14 protein-coding genes, 1 tRNA gene and 1 pseudogene are annotated in these 19,916 nt (G+C 60.0%); 6 read left to right on the top strand and 10 right to left on the bottom strand.

Annotated features, from left to right (window positions below):
- Positions 1 to 101 precede the first annotated feature (101 nt).
- From WE862_RS13820 to dcuC, 5 genes and pseudogenes are all read right to left on the bottom strand, one after another.
- Complete coding sequence (locus WE862_RS13820; protein WP_042030629.1) at positions 102 to 962, bottom strand: DUF2927 domain-containing protein; 861 nt, start codon at positions 960 to 962, stop codon at positions 102 to 104.
- A gap of 26 nt (positions 963 to 988) precedes the next feature.
- Positions 989 to 1,492: a M48 family metallopeptidase gene (locus WE862_RS13825; protein WP_042030627.1), complete on the bottom strand. Its 504-nt coding sequence runs from the start codon at positions 1,490 to 1,492 to the stop codon at positions 989 to 991.
- A 125-nt stretch (positions 1,493 to 1,617) separates the two neighbouring features.
- Positions 1,618 to 3,262 (bottom strand): annotated as a pseudogene (locus WE862_RS13830) (hypothetical protein).
- A 174-nt stretch (positions 3,263 to 3,436) separates the two neighbouring features.
- Positions 3,437 to 5,083, bottom strand: a complete 1,647-nt coding sequence (locus WE862_RS13835; protein WP_042030625.1) for a bifunctional metallophosphatase/5'-nucleotidase — start codon at positions 5,081 to 5,083, stop codon at positions 3,437 to 3,439.
- A gap of 89 nt (positions 5,084 to 5,172) precedes the next feature.
- Complete coding sequence (gene dcuC / locus WE862_RS13840; RefSeq protein WP_033115719.1) at positions 5,173 to 6,525, bottom strand: anaerobic C4-dicarboxylate transporter DcuC; 1,353 nt, start codon at positions 6,523 to 6,525, stop codon at positions 5,173 to 5,175.
- 277 nt (positions 6,526 to 6,802) lie between these two features.
- Here dcuC and WE862_RS13845 point away from each other — a divergent pair, with 277 nt between their 5' ends.
- Together WE862_RS13845 and WE862_RS13850 are read left to right on the top strand one after the other, a co-directional pair.
- On the top strand, positions 6,803 to 7,186 hold the full coding sequence (locus WE862_RS13845; RefSeq protein ID WP_225628399.1) for a hypothetical protein: 384 nt from the start codon (positions 6,803 to 6,805) through the stop codon (positions 7,184 to 7,186).
- A gap of 182 nt (positions 7,187 to 7,368) precedes the next feature.
- Positions 7,369 to 7,989: a DUF922 domain-containing protein gene (locus WE862_RS13850; protein WP_042030622.1), complete on the top strand. Its 621-nt coding sequence runs from the start codon at positions 7,369 to 7,371 to the stop codon at positions 7,987 to 7,989.
- A 72-nt stretch (positions 7,990 to 8,061) separates the two neighbouring features.
- Here WE862_RS13850 and mnmC read toward each other — a convergent pair whose 3' ends face one another.
- Positions 8,062 to 10,080, bottom strand: a complete 2,019-nt coding sequence (gene mnmC / locus WE862_RS13855) for a bifunctional tRNA (5-methylaminomethyl-2-thiouridine)(34)-methyltransferase MnmD/FAD-dependent 5-carboxymethylaminomethyl-2-thiouridine(34) oxidoreductase MnmC (RefSeq protein ID WP_198493505.1) — start codon at positions 10,078 to 10,080, stop codon at positions 8,062 to 8,064.
- A 90-nt stretch (positions 10,081 to 10,170) separates the two neighbouring features.
- On the opposite strand from mnmC, the gene fabB reads away from it, so the two are divergent.
- The gene (gene fabB, locus WE862_RS13860) at positions 10,171 to 11,382 is read left to right on the top strand and encodes a beta-ketoacyl-ACP synthase I (protein WP_042030619.1); all 1,212 of its coding nucleotides are present in this window, start codon (positions 10,171 to 10,173) and stop codon (positions 11,380 to 11,382) included.
- 320 nt (positions 11,383 to 11,702) lie between these two features.
- On the opposite strand, the gene WE862_RS13865 is transcribed toward fabB, so the two are convergent.
- Positions 11,703 to 13,388, bottom strand: coding sequence for an aspartate:alanine antiporter (locus tag WE862_RS13865; protein ID WP_033115819.1), 1,686 nt, complete (start codon positions 13,386 to 13,388; stop codon positions 11,703 to 11,705).
- A 761-nt stretch (positions 13,389 to 14,149) separates the two neighbouring features.
- A tRNA-Asn gene (locus WE862_RS13870) sits at positions 14,150 to 14,225 on the bottom strand.
- Between the two features lie 133 nt (positions 14,226 to 14,358).
- Here WE862_RS13870 and uvrB point away from each other — a divergent pair.
- The 3 genes from uvrB to WE862_RS13885 all read left to right on the top strand — a co-directional run bounded on the left by uvrB (position 14,359) and on the right by WE862_RS13885 (position 17,452).
- Positions 14,359 to 16,371 carry an excinuclease ABC subunit UvrB gene (uvrB, locus tag WE862_RS13875; RefSeq protein ID WP_042030616.1) on the top strand — a complete coding sequence of 671 codons (2,013 nt, stop codon included), beginning with the start codon at positions 14,359 to 14,361 and terminating at the stop codon, positions 16,369 to 16,371.
- Positions 16,368 to 16,625 carry a YkvA family protein gene (locus WE862_RS13880; protein ID WP_042030614.1) on the top strand — a complete coding sequence of 86 codons (258 nt, stop codon included), beginning with the start codon at positions 16,368 to 16,370 and terminating at the stop codon, positions 16,623 to 16,625. Before uvrB ends, WE862_RS13880 begins: the two co-directional genes overlap by 4 nt.
- A 179-nt stretch (positions 16,626 to 16,804) precedes the next feature.
- On the top strand, positions 16,805 to 17,452 hold the full coding sequence (locus WE862_RS13885) for a DedA family protein (protein WP_033115822.1): 648 nt from the start codon (positions 16,805 to 16,807) through the stop codon (positions 17,450 to 17,452).
- A gap of 83 nt (positions 17,453 to 17,535) precedes the next feature.
- On the opposite strand, the gene dsbB is transcribed toward WE862_RS13885, so the two are convergent.
- Positions 17,536 to 18,057 carry a disulfide bond formation protein DsbB gene (gene dsbB / locus WE862_RS13890; RefSeq protein WP_033115823.1) on the bottom strand — a complete coding sequence of 174 codons (522 nt, stop codon included), beginning with the start codon at positions 18,055 to 18,057 and terminating at the stop codon, positions 17,536 to 17,538.
- 100 nt (positions 18,058 to 18,157) lie between these two features.
- Positions 18,158 to 19,738, bottom strand: a complete 1,581-nt coding sequence (nhaB, locus tag WE862_RS13895) for a sodium/proton antiporter NhaB (RefSeq protein WP_041210759.1) — start codon at positions 19,736 to 19,738, stop codon at positions 18,158 to 18,160.
- Positions 19,739 to 19,916: the final 178 nt, after the last annotated feature.

Genomic DNA, 19,916 nt, shown 5'->3' on the forward strand with positions numbered 1-19,916 from the left:
AGCAAAAACGCAGCCCATAGGCTGCGTTTTTGTTTTGGTGCCGGACGAAGGGCGAGCCGAAGCGGATGCTTCCCGAGTTGATGCTTGACGCGGGCTGAAACTCAGAGCCCGGCCCAGCTTTTGAGGCTCTGTTGCTGAACGCGGCGGTCTGCCTCGCTGATCTCGCCTTTGGCGCGCAGATCCTTGATGGCAAGCGGCAGGGCCGCCCGAACCTCGTCGCTGCTCATCCCCGCCTTGAGGGCAGGGTGGTAGGCGAGCTTGAGCAGCACATAGTCGAGACCGGTCAGAAAGCTGTCGATGCTGTTGTCATTGAAGATGGAGGGAAACACCTTGTCCGAGTCGTTGGGCAGCCCCATCACCTGGGTAAACTCCTCCACTACGCAGTCGAGAAAGCGCCCCTTGGCACGGCTGTAGTCCACCGGAATGATGATGGTGGCACTGCTGATCTCGTGCTGCTTGTTGGTCGCGAAGTGGCCAATGCAGAGCCCCTCCTTTAGCGCGGCATTGACCGAAGGTGCGTTGCCCATGGTGCGCTTGGCCCAACCCTTCATCCGCTGGTAGTCGGTCATGATGAGGGTGAGGTTGGGTTTGCTGGTCACCATGCTGATAGGGTGGCCGGTGATGCGGGCGAGGTGGGCGGCTTGTACCTTGACCACCTCCGCCTGCAGCGGCTTGTCCCCCGACTCGTTGATGAGCTGCAAGCGCACCGGTTGCTGCCAGCGGGTGAAGCGCGGGTGAGCGGTTTCGTGATACTCCCGCTCCATGGCGATGGCCATAAAACTCTCGGTGAGATAGCTGTCGCTCTGCCAGCGCTCTGCTCCTTGTGAGAAGAAAGAGCAGAGTGTGAGCAGGGCCAGCAGCCCGTGTGACATGCCTCGGGGACGGGCTGCGCGGCACACATTGGCAATGACCACATTGGCAATAACGTGCGGGGCGCTAAAGGGGATAGCGGCAAATGACATGTTTCCTCCTTGAAACCACCGTCAACCTAGCGATTGGCCTTGTCGATATCGCGCCAGGTGAGCCATAGCCTCAGATCAAACTCCAGTTGATGATAGTCGGGCTCCATATACTGGCAGAGCTGGTAGAAGCTCTTGTTGTGATCCTTCTCTTTGATATGGGCCAGCTCATGCGCGACGATCATCTTGAGAAAGGGGGCGGGTGCCTCCTTGAACAGGGCGGCGATGCGGATCTCGTTCTTGGCCTTGAGCTTGTTGCCCTGTACCCGGCTGATGTAGGTGTGCAGGCCGAGGGCGTCCTTGATGACGTTGATCTTGCCGTCAAACACCACCTTTGACAGGGGGGCCGAGCTTTTGAGGTAGCGGTTTTTCAGCTCCATGGTGTAGGCGAGCAGCGCCTTGTCACTCTGGATCTGATGGCTATCTGGATAGCGCTTGGCCAGCATGTCGCCAAGTTTGCCTGCCGCGATCAGCTGTTGCACCTGTGCCTTGAGCGCTTCGGGATAGCCCCCGAGATAGGTCAGTTCCGCCATGTCTGTCACCCGTTACATCCAAAAGTGGGCCATTGTAGTCATCGCGGGCCTGCTTGCCTACCGGTGAGGAGTGAGGGGATGGAAAAAGGGCGGCCAAATGGCCGCCCTTTGCGTCTCTGCGCTGGTTAGCGGCGACGATAGAGACCCGGATCCACCTCTTCATAGTGGCTGGTCAGGTATTGATAGAAGGCGAGATGGGAGGGCGAACTCGGCTTTTTCAGCTCCTCGCTGACCCGCTCCGGCTTGGCGATGATGAACTTGGGGTTCTGGCGCTGGATGTCCGCCAGCACGCGAGCCCGCACGTCATAGGGCGGGTTGACGTTGGCAAAGAAGAGATAGGCAGAGGCCGGCTGACGATCGGCCCAGAGATAATATTGCGGCTGGATACCATCGACCCAGATCTTGTCGCTTGGGCTGGTCTCGGCCTTGATGCGATCGACCCGTACCTGCGCCGCCGGGTTGAAGGGGCGACCCTTGATCGTTCCTTCCCAAGCGTTGTTGATCATCAGCAGCAGCATGGCCAGGGTGGCGAGCCAGGGGGTGGCGCTGCGCACATCCCAGGCGCGCCACAGGGGCACCAGAATGAGTACCGGCAGGGCCCACAGCAGACTGGTGCCGAGCACCTCGTTAACCCGCTCGAGGGACCACTCCTTGGTGCTCCAGCCGAAGACCAGCTGCTGGGCCAGCAGCCAGCTGGCAGTCAGCACCACCAGCGAGATGCAGAGCAGGCCGAGGGCATCGGCCTTCTGCTCGCTGCGATCAAGCAGTACCGCCAGCGGCAGCAGAGCCAGCTGCAGATAGAGCACATCGTAGTGATCAAACACATGGCCGGAGACCGAGTTGGCGATCAGGGTAAACAGCACGCCAAAGAGGGTTGCCAGCAGGGCGGGCAGATACCACTCCTGACGGCGGCTCAGCATCAGCAGGATGAAGGGGGGCAGCAGCATCACCAGACCGGTGCGCAGCAAGCCGACGGCACCCACCATGGGGGAGAAGCCGTTGCCGTAGCTCCCCTCGAAGAAGATGTCGAAGGCGTAGTATTTGAAGGCCGCCAGCAGATCGTGCTGCTGGAAGTAGCCGTAGAGGGGGCCGCCAATCAGCGCCAGACCGAGCAGGCTGGAGACAAGCAGCAGGATGGCGTCACGCCACTTCTCGTGCAGGCACCAGTGGCAGAACAGCACCAGATACCAGGCACCCCAGAAGGCGCCGTTGTTGGTGCGCATCCAGGCGACGATGGCAAAGGTGAGGGCCGCCACCAGCGCCGGCCACCAGCGAAATCCCTTGTCCAGCAACAGGGTAATGAAGGCCCACTGGGCGATGAGGGCGAGGTGGAAGGTGCCAGTCCTCGGTCATGTTGCCGTAGTAGTAACGGGTACCGTAGAGGGCCAGCAGTGCCAACATGGCGCCAAGGCGCGCCCTGACCGAGAGGCCAAGCTGGGAGAACGCCTGCCAGCTGGCCATCAGCCCGAGCCAGCAGAGCACCCACTCCAGTGCCCAGATCCCGACAAATCCCCCCAGACCATACCCCAGCGCATCGAGGGCGAAGATCATCGGCCCCTTGATATCGATCATGTCGCGATAGAGCACCCCCCCTTCACTCCACATTTTGCCCATAACGGCAAAGAGCGAGGCGTCAAACCCCGGCGCCATGGCATGAACGAGCGGGTTGCGCAGGCAGAAGAGCAGCGCCAGCAACGCGGTCAGCAAGATGGCTGTGGGTTTGATGGCCGGATTGACGCGGGGGGGAGTGAAACGGATGGAGTGATTCATGAAGTAGCCTGTTCCTGCAGCTGGTCTTGAAAGCGGGCCTATCTTGCCGAGCCCGCGCGGATGATGCAATGGTACAGGCCCATCCGGGGCAAATATTGTCGAAAAAGAGCGGTTTCAGAGACGAAAAGTGCCTATCTGCCCGATATGGATGCAGACAGGCACATCGAGGGGCCTTTACGGCAGGTACTCGACTCGCGGTGGCATGGCCCGCAGCTCCGGCTGATGGCGGGCCCAGCGGATAAAGGCATCGGCTAGCGTGATGCCAAGCTCCTGATTGTGCTGGGTCAGGGTACGAGTCAGCGCAGTGTAGCCCTCCTTGCCGGAGGCGGTGTAGGCGCTCGATACCCCGCGATAGACCTGGTCGGACGCCACCGGTTGCCAGCAGTCTGGTTCAGGCTCCCACTCCAGATGGGTAATACGCTGACCTTTGGGCCGATCGGCCTGGTAGGTGAAGCGCACCCCGGCGGTGTAGGGGAAGCTGCCGTTGCCATTGCCGACCACGCCATTATTGGTGGCGTTGTCGATGGCATTCTCCAGCGCTTCCGCCAACTCGTGGCCGTGTACCCGATAGAGGGTGAGGGGAATGGCAAAGGGGAGCAGGCGACCGGCGATATCGGCCTCGCTCAAGGGGCCCGGCTCCAGCGAGCAGCGCACGCCACCGGCGTTGTGCAGGGCAAAATCGACCTCGCCCACCTGTTCCCGGGCCGCCATCAGCATGGCATGGGCTACCAGCGGTGCGACATGGCTGCCGTGAGGCAGGTTGGCATCCGGCAGGCGCTGATGGGGGAGCGGGGTATCGAGTCTGGTGACGATGCGCTGGGTCATGGTCTCGATCTCCGGCCGGTAGCGTTTGGCCAGATGCTGCTCCAGCCTGGCATCCGGCTCGCAGAAAGTGAGTCCGGCTGGCGGGGGGGAGCCGAACGGCCAGGGTTGCCAGGGGAGCCACTCCAGCTGGCCGTGGCTATCTGCCACGCGGCCAGCTTCATCGAAGGTGAGCTCGCAGACGCCAAGGCAGAGGGCACTGTGGCCCGCATGCATGATGGCTACGCCATTGTGCATCAGGGGATAATCCCCTTCGCTTGGCAGGCCCAGCGGCGCGAGATCCCCCAGCAGGCTGTGGGTATGACCGCCAACAATGAGACTGAGCTCGGGGAAGCGTTCGGCCAGCAGCTTGTCCTGATCCAGCCCGAGGTGGCTCAGCAGCACGATATGGTGGATCCCTTCGCCCTTTATCTCGCGAATTACCCGGGTCAGGGTCTCGTTCACCCCGTGGAAGCGGGTGTGCGGATCCGGATTGGCGATGGCCGCCATCTGGGCCAGCGTGATCCCGAGCAGGGCAAAGGGGACGCCATCGATGACCCGGCGATGCCAGGGCTGATGGGCGTCGTAGAGGTGGGGAATATCCCACAGGCGAAGAGGCGTATCGGCCGGCTCCTGACTGTTGTCCAGATTGGCTGCGAGCACCGGAAAATCGAGCTGGCGCAGAAACTCCACCAACTGGCCATTACCCAGATCGAATTCATGGTTGCCGATCACCATGGCATCGGGGGCCAGCATGGCGAGCAGGTCGGCGTTGGCCCGCCCCTTGAACCGGTTGAAATAGAGGGAGCCCTGAAAGGAGTCGCCGCCGTGCAGAATAAGGCAGCCGCGACCTGCTGCAACCGCTTGCGCGCGCAGTTGGGTCAGGCGGGTCAGGATCCGGGCATAACCGCCACACTGGGTGCGCCACTGGGACTCTCCGGCGGGGGTGAAGCTTATCGGCGCACCATCGAAATGGGAGTGGCAGTCACTGAAGTGGGCAAGTTGAACCGTAATACTCATCTCGGTCCTCCTTTGGGGAAAAAGAGCACAGAGTCTACTGCAAAGGGGGGGAGAGATACCAGCCCGGCGCAGACCGGGCTGGTCAGCGATCAGGCCGGAACCATGATCTGGGTAGCGACGATCACCACCAGCAGGCCGACGGCCACTGGCAGCGAAGTGCGTTTGACCACTTCGAACGGCGAGAGTTTGCCCATCCCCGCACAGGCGACCACGACACCGGAGACCGGTGAAATGGTGCGGCCCAGGTTGGAGGCTTGCAGCATGGGGATCACCAGATAGGCCGGGTTGATGCCAAGGCTGGTGGCCAGATTGGGGATCAGCTCCACGAAGGCGTAGAAGGGGGCGTTGCCCGAGCCGGTCGTGAAGGCGGCCAGGGTGGTGATCACCACCAGTGACAGCATCATGATCATGCCGCCCGAGCCCAGATCCTGGGCGTGGGCCAGCAGGGTGTCGATAAAGCCGATGGTCATCAGACCCTGAGCGAAGACACCTGCACCGACCAGCAGCATCACCACGCCGGCAAAGGCGTCGGCCATGTTGCGCCAACAGACCTGCAGACCATCCAGCAGCTCTTTGCCGTTGCGCAGGCGTACCAGCTCCAGCAGGCTGGCCAGTACCATGCACATGACGATGATGGTGACGATATCGAGCTGCGGGCCCCATTTGCCGTCAAACACCAGCACCCCGATGATGGGGGTGAAGGGGAGAATGGCGTAGAAGCCGGGCGCCGTAGTGATGAGGTCGCTCGGTGCCACCGGCTCGTTGTGCTCGCCGGATTTCTGATCGAGGTAGCGCTGCCAGAAGAAGTGGGTCACCGCCATACAGGCGATGGCGACCAGCGAGATGGGCAGGGTCAGCTTGAAGGCAAAGTCCAGCAGCGGCATGTTGGCAGCCTGGGCGGCCATCACCACGTCACCGGAGGTCGGAGCCAGAATGATGGCGGCCGGCGAGGCGCACACGGCGGCCGCGGCGCCACGGGAGATCCCCATGTTGACCATCAGCGGGAACAGGGTTGCCATCAGCAGCACGCCCAGACCGGTGGCGGAGCTGACCGCCAGCGACATGGCACAGGCCACCAGATAGGCGGCAACCAGCAGGATATAGGGGGATTTGATGATGCCGAGCGGTTTGCTGGCCAGCTTGACCAGAATGGTGTTGGCACCGATGTGGCTCATGTAGCCGGCGAAGCCGCACAGCACCATGATCAGCATCCCCAGTCCGCCGCCACGATCGTTGAGCAGGAAGCGGACATATTCGAAGATATCGGTGGCGATATAACCGGTGCTTGTCACCTTGCTCGGCAGCACCGGCTTGCCCATCAGGGCCGTGACGACCAGCAGCAGCAAGCCGCCGCTCAGCAACACGCCTGTCGCTGAGTATCCTTTGAAGATGGCGCGCCCGACCACCAGAGTGACCAGGGTGCCGATGATGAGTTCCAGCATCTATTCCATTCCATTAAACAAGAGGGGTTCGGAGTCTATTCCTATAGAGGTAATTTGGCGATATGAAACTCGATGCAGTGTGAACCTAATCAACGTTTGGCCAGTTTTGCAGAATTAAAGAAGGGTAAAGGTGCTTTACCCTGAATTTTTGACGTAATAGCCTTGCCGCCCTCAGGTTTTCTTTTGAGGCTTTTGTATGGTTTTTCGTCGTTTGTCAGGTGTTAAACGCTGGATATGTCTCCTTTGCTGGATGTTGCTGCCGCTGCCGGCCGTTGCCATGAAGAACGATGGATTTCATCAGACCGGCCCCCATCAGGCGGTCGCCATGCGGCGATTGATGGCTGCCCACTCCTACGGTGTGGTGGTGGTGGCCAGAGGGCAGGTTCCCCGTTATGCCGCGCTGGCATCGCGCATGAGTGAGGGGGAGTGTATGAATCGCAATGGCATCCGGGTGGACGGTGTGGCGGTGCTGGTGATCCCCCGGTTCTATCCCGGGGAGGGAAAACGGGGGCTTTGCGAGCTGTGGCTGAAAGAGGGGGCAGATCAGGACTTTTTTGCCAACCGTCTTAAAAATGATCAGTTCATTCAGATAGATGGTCACGACATCAATGTGAAAAACTACCACCTCAACTGGCTGCGCATCAGTCGTTCTGCCCAATAAAAATACAGATTTGGCCTTGTGCCATACTCTGCTCACGGAACCTGTGAGCGGGCTCTGATTTCTGACCCATCATTGTGTTGCGCCATATCTTTGGCACACATAGGCTATAGACGTTATCTGTGTGGCGGCGCGTTTCCCCAAGGTCGGTACTTCGCCCGTGCAATCAAGGAAGGTAGTCTGGCATGGTCAGCAAGTTCTATGGAGTGGTAGTGGGGGTTGCGGCGCTGCTGTTGCCCCTGGCGAGTCAGGCGCAGCCAATCAGGCCGCAAGTGGTCCCCGAGTCCCGTATCAATGTTCGTTTTTATGAGGTCAGTGCAACCCAGCCAGATCAACTGGCCCGGGCCATCGCCCAGAGTGCCCCCAAGGTGAACGGCAACCCCGTGCTTGGCAAGGCGAGTTACCAGCTCGATTGGCAACTGGAGACCGATCAGCTGCAGGGGCTCTGTCAGCTGAGCAGAGTCACCGTCACCACCCGTGCGACGGTTGAGTTACCTCGCTGGCGCCAGAGTGAAAGTAGTGGTGAAGGGAAGAACAACGCGGCCGATCCGGCGCGCCAGCGCTGGGCTCGCTTGCTGGCCAGCATGTTCGACTATGAGTCCCGCTTCAAGGAGATGGTTCAACAAGGTGCCAATCAGGTTGGCGGCGCCATTGCTGACTTGCCTGCCCACAGCGACTGTCAGGCACTGCGTTATGCAGCCTGGGCGGCGGGGCAGGGAGAGTTGGTGAAGATCCGCAGCCGGATTGCCGATTTTCAGCGACAAACCCGTTATGGCGAGCAACTTGGAGTCCACTGGCCCAAGTAGTCGAGCTAATCAAGATAGGCATACGAGAAAGGCCGCCCCTGTGGGCGGCCTTGTCGTTTCGGGTCGTTGGCATTATGCCAGCGCTTTGCCCTTGAGCAGCTTGCGTACCCAGTAGCGGGCCGGGTGGAGCGCTTCCAGCAGATCGGCTGCCAGCGGCAGCGGATCACCGCAGATCTCGCTGGCAAGCAGCTCGCCACAAAGTGGCGCCGAGCAGAGACCCCGTGAGCCCAGCGCCCCCAGCACATAGAGGCCGGGGTGGCACGGTAGGGGGGCGGCACCTTGCTGATTGGTGTGCAGCCCGGCGTAGTGATCCGCTAGGCTTGCCAATCTGGCGACTGGCCCCACCACCGGCAGGTGATCCCGACTGGCGCAGCGCACGCCTACCCGAGCCTCATTGCCGCTGACATCCACCTCGCCGGGCCAGCTCTGCTGTGGCAGGCAGGCTTGCAGCCGCGCCTGGTTCTGGCGCTGCTCTTCAGCGCGAAACGCAAGATCGGTCTGGTTGCGGCCATAGCTGGCACCGATGCAGTGGTGATCCTTATGGGCCGGAGTGAGATAGCCATCGTAGCAGAGCACGGTATTGAGCTGGCTCAGGCTGGCCGAGGTCGGCACATGGCTCACCTGACCACGCACCGGATAGAGCGGCAGCTCGGCAAAGGGGATGAGCGCAGGCAGCTTGTGTCCGGCGGCAACCACCAGATTGGGGGCTTGCCAGCGGCGTCCGTCACGGCTCTCGACCAGCCAGCCATCCACCTGTTCGGCAATGGCAACCACCTCGGTGTTGAACACCACCTCAAGCAGCCCGCTGGCTTGTGCTTCTTTGATCGCTGCGCGGGTGAGATCCGCCGGGCAGAGCCAGCCTCCCTGCGGGTAGCTGACGCCGCTGTGGCCGCAGGGCAGGCCGACGACCTGTTCTACTTCCGCGGTCGAGAGCGGTTGCATCAGCTCGGACGGGAAGGGGCCCTGACTCATTTTCGCCAGCTTGGCTGCCGATTTGTCGTCATAACCGAGCTGGGTTACCCCGCACAGGGCAAAGGCGACGGGATGGCGCTCGGCCAGTGCCAGCAGGCGGTGACGGGCATAGCCAAAGGCGAGCGAATAGAAGCGTGACAGCGCATCGTGCTCGCCGTTAAGCAGTGGATAGAGGGCTCCCTGCCGGTTGCCTGAGGCGCCGTTGGCTGGCTCGTCATCTTCACAGAGCAGGGTCACCTTGCGGCCACGCTCTACCAGCGAGAGCGCCGTCATGGCCGAGGCGATGCCGCCGCCAATGATCAGCACCTCGCCATCCCTGCCTGCCGGGCGGGCATACCAGGGGGCAATGGTATGTTGCGGCTGCTTGTCGGTGCGATCCCCCGCCAGCATCTCCCGCTTGCTACCGTGCCCTTTCACCTTCTTCATGGCAAAGCCTGCAGCAATCAGGCCGCGGCGTACGAAGCCGGCACAGGTGAAGGTGGCGATAGTGGCGGCAGGACGGGCAAGGCGAGCCAGACCGTCGAACAACGCTTGCGTCCACATCTCGGGGTTCTTGGCGGGGGAAAAGCCATCCAGATACCAGGCATCCACCAATCCATCTGCGTGGTGGGGCAGTTGCGGCGTCATGTCCTTGATATCGCCCAACCAGAGATCGAGCCGGATCCGGCCATCGGCAAAGATAAGGCGATGGCAGCCGGACACCGGGATGGGCCACTGCGCGATGAGATCCTGGCTCAAGGAAGAGAGTTCGGGCCAGGCGGCCAACGCCTTGCGCAGATCGCCCTGGGTCAGGGGGTATTTTTCAAAACTAATGAAGTGAAGGCGGGAGCCGTTGCCGGTTTGGGGCGCCTGTTCCAGAAAGGCTGCCATTGTCGCCAGAAAGTTAAGACCTGTGCCGAAACCTGTCTCACCTATCACGAAAGTGTCACGATCGTGGTGCAAAAATCGCGCTGGCAGCCGGTTTTGCTGCAAAAAGACATAGCGCGTTTCAGCTAGACCGTTATCATTGGAAAAGTACACATCCCCGAACTCACTGGAGACTGGAGTTCCCGCCTCGTTCCAGTCCAATCGGGCATGATGTAAGGATGTTTGACTCACGTTTTCCTCGGCTCGCGTCACAAAAACGCGGGCATTCTACGTGAAAGCAGACCAGTTTGGCAGCCGAAAGCGGGTAGACTTGGCGCCAGTTTTTCCAGACGAGATGAATTAATGAGAAGAGCAGTGATCACCGGTATCGGCGTCATCTCCAGTATCGGCAACAACAAGGAAGAAGTGCTGGCCTCCCTGAAAGCAGGTAAATCCGGCATCACCTATTCCGAGCAGTTCGAGCAGCACAACCTGCGCAGCCGTGTCTGGGGTAATATCAAACTCGAGCCGTCTGAACTGATCGACCGTAAAGTCATGCGTTTCATGGGTGACGCTGCGGCCTACGCCTACCTCTCCATGCAGCAGGCCATTGAAGATGCCGGTCTGGCGCAAGAGCAGGTCTCCAACGAGCGTACCGGCCTGGTGGTCGGTTCAGGTGGTGCTTCCGGCAAGAACACCTCGGAGTCTGTGGACATCGCCCGTGAGAAAGGGGTCAAGCGTGTGGGCCCTTACATGGTGCCGCGTACCATGTCTTCAACCACCTCTGCCTGTCTGGCGACCCCGTACCAGATCAAGGGGGTCAACTACTCCATCAGCTCCGCCTGCGCAACCTCTGCCCACTGCATCGGTCACGCGCTGGAGCTGATCCAGCTTGGCAAACAGGATGTGGTCTTCGCTGGTGGCGGTGAAGAGCTGGACTGGTCCTCTACCATCCAGTTTGACGCCATGGGCGCGCTCTCTACCAAGTACAACGACACGCCGGAAAAAGCGTCCCGTACCTATGATGCGAACCGCGATGGTTTCGTTATCTCCGGTGGCGGCGGCATCCTGGTGGTTGAGGAGCTGGAACACGCTCTGGCCCGTGGTGCTCACATCTATGCCGAGCTGACTGGCTACGGTGCTACTTCTGATGGCTACGACATGGTTGCCCCGAGTGGTGAAGGCGCTGTGCGTTGCATGAAGATGGCAATGCAGGGTGTCGGCAAGGTTGATTACATCAACACCCATGGTACCTCCACCCCGGTTGGCGATACCAAGGAGCTGGAAGCCATCCAGACGCTGTTTGGCGCCAACGGTCCCAAGATCTCTGCCACCAAGGCAATGACCGGTCATGCGCTGGGCGCTGCCGGCGTGCACGAGGCTGTCTACTCCCTGCTGATGATGGAGCACGGCTTTATCGCTCCCAGCATCAACATCGAGACTCTGGACGAGAAAGCGGAAGGTCTGCCCATCGTGCGCGAGTACGAAGAGGCCGAGCTCAACACCGTCATGTCCAACAGCTTCGGCTTTGGCGGTACCAACGCCTCCCTGGTGTTCAGCAAGTTCAAAGCCTGATCATCCGGTTGATATGAAAAAAGCGCCTCAGGGCGCTTTTTTTGTTTTCGTGATCTGCCATCACTCATTGCAGAGCAGAGCAGAGCAGAGCAGAGCAGAGCAGAGCAGAGCAGAGCAGAGCAGAGCAGAGCAGAGCAGAGCAGAGCAGAGCAGAGCAGAGCAGAGCGTCAACCATTGTAGGGTAGGGGGCAGAGTTCAGCGCAGGTGGTTGGTGTCAGGTGAGATCACACCAATGAGCCTGCTCCGCATCTTGGGAGAAAGGCAGATAGCAAGAAGGGAGCCGGAGGCTCCCTTCTTTGTTAGCGGTAACTTGATGGGTGCTAGAACCAGAAGCCGATGATAAAGGAGCCTGCCAGCGTCAGCATCACGTTGGCCACCGCATAGGTCCCTGCGTAGCCAAGCGCCGGAATGGAGCTGTTGGCGGCCTCGTTGACCACATCCATGGCGGGGGCGCAGGTACGGGCACCTGTGATGGCGCCGAGCAGCAGTGCCGGGTTCATCTTCAATACCCAGACCCCGAACAGGTAGCCGACCAGTACCGGCAGGGTGGTGACCAGCATACCGGAGAAGAGCACCACGGCACCCACTTCGCTCAGGTGGTCCAGAATGCCGCCACCCGCCTTGAGACCGGTGCTCACCATAAAGACCGCCAGACCAAGATCCTTGGCCAGTCGCAGGGCGCCCGGGGGCACGTAGCCGACCGTCGGGTGGTTGGCCCGCAGATACCCCATCAGAATGCCTGCCAGCAGCAGACCGACCGCGTTGCCGAGGCCAAATTCAATCTGGCCGAACACCAGTGAGACGGAACCGATCAGCAGCCCCAGCACGAAGAAGGTGGTGAAGGCCACCAGATCCGTGGTCTGGCTGTGGATACTGATAAAGCCGATCTTGTTGGCCAGCAGTTTGACCCGCTGTTTTTCGCCGCTGATCTGCAGCACGTCGCCTTTTTGCAGCATGATGTTGCGATCGAACGGCATCTCGATTTGCGAGCGCACCACCCGGTTGAGGAAGCATCCCTTCTCGGTCAGGTTGAGTTCCACCAGATGACGACCCACCACGGAGTCGTTCTTTACCACGATCTCTTCGGTGACGATCTGCAGGTCGAGCAGGTTGCGATCAAACACCTCTTTACCGTTGCGGTAGTTGACGTCCAGCTTCTCGTGGCTCTCGGGATAGCCCACCAGCGCGATCTCGTCCCCTTCCTGAATGACGGCATCGCCATCGGGACTGGCGAGAATGCCGTTGCGGCGGATCCGCTCCACATAGCAGCCGGTGTGGGGGTAGATGCCGGTCTCGCGCAAGGTGCGGCCGCCAATCCAGGCTGCCAGTTCGGGGCCAACCCGATAGGCGCGGATGATGGGCAGGTAGGTCTTGCGACTGTCGCTGTCGGAGAGACCCCGCTCACGGGCAATTTTTTGCGCCTCGGTGTTGAGATCGAGCCGTGCCAGCGACGGCAGGTAGCGCACGACCAGCATCAGGCCAACCAGGCCCACCAGATAGGTCAGGGCGTAGCCGATACCCATGTTGTCGAGCACCGCCTGCATATCGGTCTGATGGGGCAGGTTGAGCAGACCGCTACGCAGGGCATCCTGGGCACCGACCAGCGCAGGGGTCGAGGTGAGCGACCCCGCCAGAATGCCGGCCGCCATCCCGGGCCCCAGATTGAAGAACTTGGCCAGCCCTACCGTCAGGAAGAGGGCGGTCAGCAGGATCACCAGAGTCAGGGTGATGTAGTGGATGCCATCGCGCAGGAAGACGCTGAAGAAGTGGGGCCCCGCTTCGATCCCCACGCAGAAGATGAAGAGCATGAAGCCGACGTTCTCGGTCGTGGCGGTGAACTCGAAGCCCATCTGGCCAAACAGCAGGGCGGTAAACAGCACACCTATGGTGTTGCCAATCTGAAAGTTGCCAATCCGTACCTTGCCAAGCAGCAGGCCAAAAGCCAGCACCACGAAGAGCAGCAGGGAGTCGCTTTGATGTAGCAGTGTCACAAAGTCTATGGTCATGCCCGGAAAAACCGAGGAAAAAAGTGGGGCCGATATTGTGCCGGATCTATCCCCAATAAAGAAGCGCAAGGGGCCGATTAATCGAAAGGGATCTCGCACTATTTCGAGGCGATAGGGGGGCAAGGGGGAAAAAGAGGGAGCTTATTGCTGTGTCCCCCAGTGTCAATTAGTGAAAAATGCTGGTGGCCTGGCTTGGGGGATGGCAGAGGTAAAAACTTTAGATTCTGCTGCCACTACGCTTGATCGAGATCAGTTTCAGAAGATTCAACCAGCGGGATCAGAGGGGGGCTCGAGGTGAAACAGGGGATGATTTGCCCGTTCGCCCAGCCTGACTGGCCTGGCAAAAAGATATCTCGAGAAAGGTTCAAAAGACCCCTTTTGCGCCACTGACCAGAGATGCGTAAAAACAGCATAAAATCAGGTTTCGCGGCAAAACCGCTCCTGAAAAGCCGGGGTTGCCAGCTATCCCGCGTCCCGACAGGGATTGCGGCAGTTACCCACAGAATCTGTGGATAACCCTGTTTATGAATCTTGTTCATCGGCCGGAAAGCCGCGTCACGACTGGGCTGCAAGTGCTGTTCAAAAAATACCGCAGAAAAAAACTTGCTATAAAAATCAAATAGTTAGATATGGCAGAAGAAAACTCTGCAAGGGGGAGCGCGGGAGGAAACGGGAAACGGATCCGCAAACGGGATCTTGTGCATTAAAAAAAGCTGGGGAGGGCACTAAAGTGGATAACTTGCACCGATATGGTGAGGAATTGGCTCCCCCGACTGGACTTGAACCAGTGACATACGGATTAACAGTCCGCCGTTCTACCGACTGAACTACGGGGGAACATCAGGCAAGGAGGGGCATCATACAGAAGGCGCCGGAGAGGGTCAAGCCGTTCGCACCACCGCAAGCGAGTGTACCGCCGGGGAGCACTCGGTTACACTGCGCTACTTGCTGTTTTGTGTCGGGAGTCTTCATGAGCAAACTGTTCAAACTAGCCAGCCAGTTTCAACCCGCCGGGGATCAGCCCGCTGCAATAGCCAGGCTGCTCGATGGCATCGAGTCAGGGCTGGCCCACCAGACCCTGCTCGGGGTGACCGGTTCAGGCAAGACCTTCACCATGGCCAACGTCATCGCCACCCTCAATCGCCCGACCATGATCCTGGCCCCCAACAAGACCCTGGCCGCCCAGCTCTACGGCGAGATGAAGGAGTTCTTCCCCGACAATGCGGTGGAGTATTTCGTCTCCTATTACGACTACTACCAGCCCGAAGCCTATGTGCCGACCACCGATACCTTCATCGAGAAGGATGCCTCCATCAACGATCACATCGAGCAGATGCGATTGTCGGCCACCAAGGCGCTGCTGGAGCGGCGCGACGTGGTGATCGTCGCCTCGGTGTCGGCCATCTATGGCCTGGGGGATCCGCAGGCCTACCTCAGCATGATGCTGCATCTGAAAGTGGGGGATGTGATCAACCAGCGGGATATCCTGCGCCGGCTCGCCGAGCTGCAGTACACCCGCAACGACATGGCTTTCCAGCGTGGCACCTTCCGGGTACGCGGCGAGGTGATCGACATCTACCCCGCCGAATCGGACAAGCTTGCCCTGCGGGTAGAGCTGTTTGATGAAGAGGTGGAGCGGCTCTCCCTGTTCGACCCGCTGACCGGCGCCATTGAGCAGACGGTGGTGCGCTACACCATCTATCCCAAGACCCACTATGCCACCCCGCGCGAGACCATCCTCGGCGCCATCGAGCACATCAAGGAGGAGCTAAGAGGGCGTCGCGAGCAGCTGATGTCACTCAACAAGTTGGTGGAGGAGCAGCGCATCAGCCAGCGCACCCAGTTCGATATGGAGATGATGCAGGAGCTGGGCTACTGCTCCGGCATCGAGAACTACAGTCGCTACCTCTCCGGTCGCGCGCCGGGCGAGCCGCCGCCCACCCTGTTTGACTACCTGCCGGGGGATGGCCTGCTCATCATCGACGAGTCCCACGTCACGGTGCCGCAGATCGGTGCCATGTTCAAAGGGGACCGCTCCCGCAAGGAGACTCTGGTGGAGTACGGTTTCCGGCTTCCCTCGGCGCTCGACAACCGGCCGCTCAAGTTCGACGAATTTGAGGCGCTGATGCCGCAGACGGTGTTTGTCTCGGCGACCCCCGGCCCCTACGAGCTGGAGAAGTCCGGCGGCGATGTGGTGCAGCAGGTGGTGCGTCCTACCGGCCTGCTCGATCCCGAGGTGGAAGTACGGCCAGTCAGCACCCAGGTGGACGATCTGCTCTCCGAGATCCGCAAGCGGGTCGCGGTGGAGGAGCGGGTGCTGGTCACTACCCTGACCAAGCGAATGGCTGAGGATCTGACCGAATATCTGGCGGAGCACGGGGTCAAGGTGCGCTACCTGCACTCCGACATCGATACCGTGGAGCGGGTGGAGATCATCCGCGATCTGCGCCTCGGCAAGTTTGACGTACTGGTGGGGATCAACCTGTTGCGGGAAGGTCTTGACATGCCGGAAGTGTCGCTGGTGGCGATTCTCGATGCGGACAAGGAGGGCTTCCTGCGCTCCACCCGCTCGCTTATCCAGACCATAGGCCGGGCGGCGCGCAACCTCAATGGCAAGGTCATCCTCTACGGCGATACCATCACCAACTCCATGCAGGTGGCGATCGAGGAGACCGAGCGGCGCCGTGCCTTGCAGCATGCCCACAACCTCAAGCACGGCATCGTGCCCAAGGGGCTCAACAAATCGGTGGGTGATGTGATGGACATGGGGGGCAGTCGTCCCACCGGCAAACCGGGCAAGGGGAGCCGCAAGGCCGCCGAGCCGCAAGGGGAGTACCATGCCCGCTCTGCCAGCGAGATTGCCAAAGAGATTAAGCGAATGGAGGAGCAGATGTTTCAGCATGCGCGGGATCTGGAGTTCGAACAGGCGGCCGCACTGCGGGATCAGATCCAGCGGCTGCGCAGCGAGCTGATCGAGTCATGAGTACCAGACGCGGGTTGCTCTGGCAGCGAGTTCGCCGCCTCTATCAGGGCTTTCGCCATCCCGGTACCCCCTGGTGGGCCAAGGGGCTGGTGATTCTTATCCTGCTTTACGGCATCAGTCCGGTAGATCTGGTGCCGGACATGATCCCGCTTTTTGGCTGGCTCGACGATGCGACCCTGCTGCTTATTCTGCTGTGGGGTTGGGAGCGTTGCCTGCCGCCACAGGTGCGCCACGAGCTGGAGGTAAAGCAGTAAGTCACACTCTCCGCCACCATTTTCCCGCTTGCTGGATAAGTCAGGACGAGCGGTACAGCAGGAAAAACGGTTTCATTTGGCTGAGGGGTTAACGGGCTTAAAAAGAGGCTGGCCCAGCGATTGTGGGCCGACTGGCATTGGCGTAGACTCCACGCCGTTCACTTTACGAGTATGGAAAAATGGATCTGATCCTCTTTGCAATCGACTTTATTCTGCACGTTGACGTGCACTTGAAAGAGCTGTTTGAAAACTACGGCATCTGGGTTTACGCCATCCTGTTTCTCATCATCTTCTGCGAGACCGGACTGGTGGTGACCCCCTTCCTGCCTGGTGACTCTCTGCTGTTTGCCGCCGGTGCGCTCACCGTGGGCAGCGTGCTGGATGTCCATACCCTGGCGGCCGTGCTGATCATCGCGGCTGTGCTGGGCAACGTGGTCAACTACACCATAGGTCACTTCTTTGGCGAGCAGCTGTTCCGCAACCCGGATTCAAAAATCTTCCGCCGCGACTATCTGGAGAAGACCCACGCCTTCTATGCCAAACATGGTGGCAAGACCATCATCATTACCCGCTTCCTGCCCATCGTACGTACCTTCGCCCCCTTCGTGGCCGGCATGGGGGCCATGACCTATCCGCGCTTCCTCGCCTTCAATCTGGTTGGTGGTCTGCTGTGGGTGCTGTCGTTCGTCTATGCGGGCCACTTCTTCGGCAATCTGCCGGTGGTGCGCCAGAACTTTACCCTGCTTATCTTCGGTATCATCGGCATCTCGCTGCTGCCAATGGTCATCGGGGCGATCAAGGCCAAGATGGGCGCCGCCAAGGCGTAACCAGCGGTCAGAAAGCATGAGAAAGGGGGAGCCATTATGGCTCCCCCTTTTTGTTGTTAACGATCTCTACGCCCATGCAAACGTCAGTTGCAGCAGCGTCCTTTCACCAGATTGCCGATGGCTACCACCACGAAGACCAGCAGGTAGGCGGCGAAGATGGCGACCAGCCACTGGGGCATGGAGAAGTCAAAGAAACGCCAGCTGATCTCGGCGCAATCGCCATCCGGGAAGAAGAGCCAGGGGATCCACTGATCGAGGGGGGCCCAGCTCGGGAAGTCGGCAAACGGGCTGCAGACGTTGAACGGGGAGGGGTTCATCTGATAGTCGACGTGCTTGAGGGCCAGCTGGAAGCCACGGAAGGCGCTGTATCCCCACAGCAGCATGGCGCTCCAGCGCAGATACCACTTCTGAGGAGCGATGAGACCAACAAGACCGGCCGTGAGCACACCCAGGGTGGCGAGCCGTTCGTAGACGCACATGACGCAGGGGTGAAGCCCGAGCACATGCTGGAAGAAGAGGGCACACAGCTCAAGGAACAGAGCGGAGGCAGCGAGTAGCCCCCACGCCAGTCGATTGGCTGCCAAACGGCGCAGAAACTCGATCATCTGATTGATCTCTCGGAAAAAAATAGTGGCTGAATTAGAGCAGAGCGGACAGTAAAAGAAAAGGGTCCGCAGGGACCCTTCTCGATTAGATACAACGAGTTCAGTGGAGTGCGGGCGCCACGGCGGCGGCACCCTCTGACAGCACCAGCCATCCCTGCTGATAGAACCACTGGGTGGCGGGGCCGAGCAGCAACTCGACCGCAAAGAAGCCGACCAGTCCCAGCACCAGGGTGTAGGGCAGCGCCATCCACACCATGCGGCCGTAGGAGAGACGAAGCAGCGGTGCCAGCGCCGAGGTCAGCATGAAAAGGAAGGCTGCCTGACCGTTGGGGGTGGCGACTGACGGCAGGTTGGTGCCGGTGTTGATGGCCACGGCCAGCAGATCGAACTGCTCGCGACTGATGGCGCCGTTGAGCAGGGCGGTTTTCACCTCGTTGATATAGACGGTGCCGACAAAGACGTTGTCACTGACCATGGAGAGCAGACCGTTTGCCATATAGAAGAGGGCCAGCTGCTGCTCGGGTTCGGCCGAGAGCACCCACTGGATCACCGGCTTGAACAGCTGCTGATCGATGATCACCGCCACCACGCTGAAGAAGACCGCCAGCAGCGCGGTGAAGGGCAGTGCCTCTTCAAACGCCTTGCCCAGTGCATGCTCTTCGGTGATGCCGGTGAGCGAGGTGGCCAGCACGATGACCGAAAGGCCGATGAGGCCTACCGCCGCCAGATGAAGGGCGAGACCGATGATGAGCCAGACGGCGATCAGCGCCTGGACAATCAGCTTGGCCTTGTCCTGCGGGCTGCGCTTCGCCTCTTCATAACGGTTGTACTCCTCCATGATGGCGCGCACGTTGTCCGGCAGCAGGGTGCCGTAACCAAACCAGCGGAACCGCTCGACCACCACGCAGGTCAGCAGACCGCAGATAAAGACGGGGAGGGTGACGGGGGCCATGCGCACCGCAAACTCGCCAAAGTGCCAGCCAGCCTGCTCGCCAATGATGAGGTTCTGCGGTTCGCCCACCAGGGTACAGACGCCGCCAAGAGCGGTACCGATGGCGGCATGCATCATCAGGCTGCGTAAAAAGGCGCGGAAGTTGTCGAGATCCTGACGGTTGAGCTCGGGTACCTCCTGATCCTGGGTATGGTCGTGGGGATTGCCGAACTCCTTGCCGGAGGAGACCTTGTGGTAGATGGCGTAGAAGCCGGTCGCCACGCTGATCACCACCGCAATCACGGTCAGGGCGTCGAGAAACGCCGACAGGAAGGCGGAGACCAGACAGAAGGAGAGGGAGAGCAGGATCTTGGAGCGCACCCCGATCAGCAGCTTGGTAAAGACGAAAAGCAACAACTGCTTCATGAAGTAGATGCCGGCAACCATAAAGACCAACAACAGCAGCACTTCGATATTGGCGACCAGCTCGTGTTTGACCTGTTCGGCAGAGGTCATGCCGATGAGCACCGCCTCGATGGCCAGCAGACCGCCGGGTTGCAGGGGGTAGCACTTGAGGGCCATGGCGAGAGTGAAGATAAATTCCACCACCAGTAACCAGCCCGCGCTGAAGGGGTCGAGATAGAAGGCGATCGGATTGATCACCAGAAACAGCAGAATGGCGCTTTTATACCAGTGTGGGGCATTGCCGAGGAAGTTCTTGGCAAATGCCTGCCCGAGGCTTATTGGCATGATGTTGGGTCTCTGGGTTGTTGTTGGGATCTTGCATCCATGCAGTCAATGATGGAGCGACCAGTACGTCCGGATGTTGACCTTTCACGAGTTAATGTCACGTGATTTTAATCAAAAAGCGGGCCGATTATAAATAAGAGCAGGCCGGAAGCGGTCTTGATGGTGGTTTAATAACCAC

Origin of the sequence: Aeromonas jandaei, assembly GCF_037890695.1 — a bacterium.
GTDB lineage: Bacteria > Pseudomonadota > Gammaproteobacteria > Enterobacterales > Aeromonadaceae > Aeromonas > Aeromonas jandaei.

Bases quoted from the DNA above. Each gene is read 5' to 3' on its own strand.
- WE862_RS13880 (WP_042030614.1), top strand. From the start codon at position 16,368: ATGAGTACCAGACGCGGGTTGCTCTGGCAGCGAGTTCGCCGCCTCTAT.
- fabB (WP_042030619.1), top strand. From the start codon at position 10,171: ATGAGAAGAGCAGTGATCACCGGTATCGGCGTCATCTCCAGTATCGGC.
- WE862_RS13825 (WP_042030627.1), bottom strand. From the start codon at position 1,492: ATGGCGGAACTGACCTATCTCGGGGGCTATCCCGAAGCGCTCAAGGCA.
- WE862_RS13845 (WP_225628399.1), top strand. From the start codon at position 6,803: ATGAAGAACGATGGATTTCATCAGACCGGCCCCCATCAGGCGGTCGCC.
- uvrB (WP_042030616.1), top strand. From the start codon at position 14,359: ATGAGCAAACTGTTCAAACTAGCCAGCCAGTTTCAACCCGCCGGGGAT.
- dcuC (WP_033115719.1), bottom strand. From the start codon at position 6,525: ATGCTGGAACTCATCATCGGCACCCTGGTCACTCTGGTGGTCGGGCGC.
- WE862_RS13885 (WP_033115822.1), top strand. From the start codon at position 16,805: ATGGATCTGATCCTCTTTGCAATCGACTTTATTCTGCACGTTGACGTG.
- WE862_RS13820 (WP_042030629.1), bottom strand. From the start codon at position 962: ATGTCATTTGCCGCTATCCCCTTTAGCGCCCCGCACGTTATTGCCAAT.
- nhaB (WP_041210759.1), bottom strand. From the start codon at position 19,738: ATGCCAATAAGCCTCGGGCAGGCATTTGCCAAGAACTTCCTCGGCAAT.
- dsbB (WP_033115823.1), bottom strand. From the start codon at position 18,057: ATGATCGAGTTTCTGCGCCGTTTGGCAGCCAATCGACTGGCGTGGGGG.
- WE862_RS13865 (WP_033115819.1), bottom strand. From the start codon at position 13,388: ATGACCATAGACTTTGTGACACTGCTACATCAAAGCGACTCCCTGCTG.
- WE862_RS13850 (WP_042030622.1), top strand. From the start codon at position 7,369: ATGGTCAGCAAGTTCTATGGAGTGGTAGTGGGGGTTGCGGCGCTGCTG.
- WE862_RS13835 (WP_042030625.1), bottom strand. From the start codon at position 5,083: ATGAGTATTACGGTTCAACTTGCCCACTTCAGTGACTGCCACTCCCAT.